Raw genomic sequence first — 2,120 nt, forward strand, 5'->3', positions numbered from 1 at the left:
GAACGGCCAGCGCACTCCGGTCGCGTCTTCGCACACACCCCACAGGCGCTGCGCGATCTCGGGGTCACGCGTGATCTTGGACGACTTGCCGCGGTGCGGCTCGCCGCGGACGATGAGCCTGGGCCCCCAGTACTCGCCACCCTCGATCCCGGGATCGACGAGGGCGCGCACGAGCGTCCACGCGCCGTGCTCCTTGGACTGCGTGATCGCGAACTGCAGATTGTCGGCGAACCGGGTGAGCCGGGTCGGGTTGTTCACGCCGACGATGCCCGGCGTGCGCCCGCTCGTCGAGTACCCCGGGTGCGCGACCACGCTGGAGACCGCAACCCCTGCTGCCCGCAGACGCCGGTCGGCTTCGAATCCGAGCGCGGCTGTCGCGACCTTCGACTGCACGTACGCGCGCCCTCCGCTGTAGCCCTCGACCAGCTGCGGGTCGAACGGGTCGTACTTCGCCATCGAGGTCGAAACGCTGCCCAGCCACACCATGCGACCGGATGCCGCGGCCAGCGTCGTCAGCAGGGCGCCGGAAAGCGCGAAATGGCCGAGGACGTTGGTGGCGAAGACGACCTCGTTGCCGTCGCCGGTGGTCTCGCGCTCCTTCGGCGGATGCACGATGCCGGCATTCAGCAGCAGTCCGTCGAGGCCGCCGCGACCGCCGATCGTGGCGGCCGCCGCGCGCACCGAGCCGAGGTTGCTGGTATCCAGAAGCAGCGTCTCGACCCGGTCTCCGGCATCCGGATTCCGCCGTCGCACGGCGGCGCGTGCGGCCATGAGCCGGTTCGGGCTGCGACCCGTCATGTAGACGCGTGCACCGGCACGGACGAGCTGTTCGCTCGAGAAGTAGCCCAGCCCGGCGTTCGATCCGGTGATCAGGTAGGTGCGACCGGTCAGGTCGGGGAGCTGTTCGGGGTCCCACGCCTGGTTTCGCGCCACGACTTCGACCCTAGGCCGATTGCCGGCCCGACGCGCCATGGCGCTCGGAAGTCATCGGGACTTAACATTCGGGCGCGGTTTGCGCATCGTGACCGGCGGATAGGCTGTGCGCATGCGGACCCGCGCCGACATCGAATGCTGGCTGACCGACATGGACGGCGTGCTCGTCCACGAGAACACCCCGGTTCGCGGCGCCGCTGAGCTGCTGCAGCAGTGGCGGGACCAGGGCACCCCGTTTCTGGTGCTGACGAACAACTCGATCTTCACGCCGCGAGACCTCTCCGCGCGGCTGCGGACCTCGGGGCTCGTCGTGCCCGAAGGGGCGATCTGGACGTCGGCCCTGGCGACCGCCGACTTCCTGCGCAGCCAGGCGCCCGGGGCGAGCGCGTTCGTGATCGGCGAGGCGGGGCTGACGACCGCCCTGCACGAAGCCGGGTTCATCATGACCGAGACGGATCCCGACTACGTCGTCGTCGGCGAGACCCGCAACTACTCTTTCGAGGCGATCACGAAGGCTATCCGCTTCATCGCCGGTGGTGCCCGGTTCATCGCGACCAACCCCGACGCGACGGGCCCGTCGGCCGATGGGGTGCTCCCGGCGACGGGGGCGATCTCGGCGCTGATCACCAAGGCGATCGGCAAGGAACCGTATGTCGTCGGCAAGCCGAACCCGATGATGTTCCGCTCGGCCCTGAACCGCATCGGCGCGCACTCCGAGAACACCGGGATGATCGGCGACCGCATGGACACCGACATCGTGGCCGGCATCGAAGCCGGGCTGCACACCGTGCTCGTGCTCACCGGCATCAGCGATGCCGCCGAGATCGAGCGGTATCCGTTCCGACCCGATGAGGTGCTCGATTCGGTCGCCGACCTGCTGTCAGACGACCTGATCGAGGCTGAGGGGGCGGATGCCGCCGCCGGCAAGAGGCCGGCATGATCGGCGCCGAGGAGAGGAGTCGGGGGTGAGCAGCGCAGAGCAGACCCTGCTGTTCGCCGCGACCGGGATCGTGCTTCTCGGCACGCTCATCGTGTTCGTGTGGCAGTACTTTCGCAACAACCGCCGCGACAAGGACTGACCGCCGGCATCCGCCCGCATCAGTCACGGCCAGTCCACCGCGAGAAGGTGGGTTCCACCGCGAGAAGGTGGGTTCCACCGCGAGAAGGTGGGTTCCACCGCGAGAAGG

The 2,120-nt window shown here is 68.9% G+C and carries 2 protein-coding genes; one reads left to right on the forward strand and one right to left on the reverse strand.

Annotated elements, in window-relative coordinates; translation table 11 throughout:
* A partial coding sequence (locus QZV84_RS10070; protein ID WP_292829037.1) for an SDR family NAD(P)-dependent oxidoreductase occupies positions 1–933 on the reverse strand: 933 nt, incomplete at its 3' end.
* 112 nt (positions 934–1,045) lie between these two features.
* On the opposite strand from QZV84_RS10070, the gene QZV84_RS10075 reads away from it, so the two are divergent.
* Positions 1,046–1,873, forward strand: coding sequence for an HAD-IIA family hydrolase (locus tag QZV84_RS10075; RefSeq protein ID WP_292829039.1), 828 nt, complete (start codon positions 1,046–1,048; stop codon positions 1,871–1,873).
* Positions 1,874–2,120 lie beyond the last annotated feature (247 nt).

Origin of the sequence: Microbacterium sp., assembly GCF_011620715.1 — a bacterium.
GTDB lineage: Bacteria > Actinomycetota > Actinomycetes > Actinomycetales > Microbacteriaceae > Microbacterium.

Bases quoted from the DNA above. Each gene is read 5' to 3' on its own strand.
- QZV84_RS10075 (WP_292829039.1), top strand. From the start codon at position 1,046: ATGCGGACCCGCGCCGACATCGAATGCTGGCTGACCGACATGGACGGC.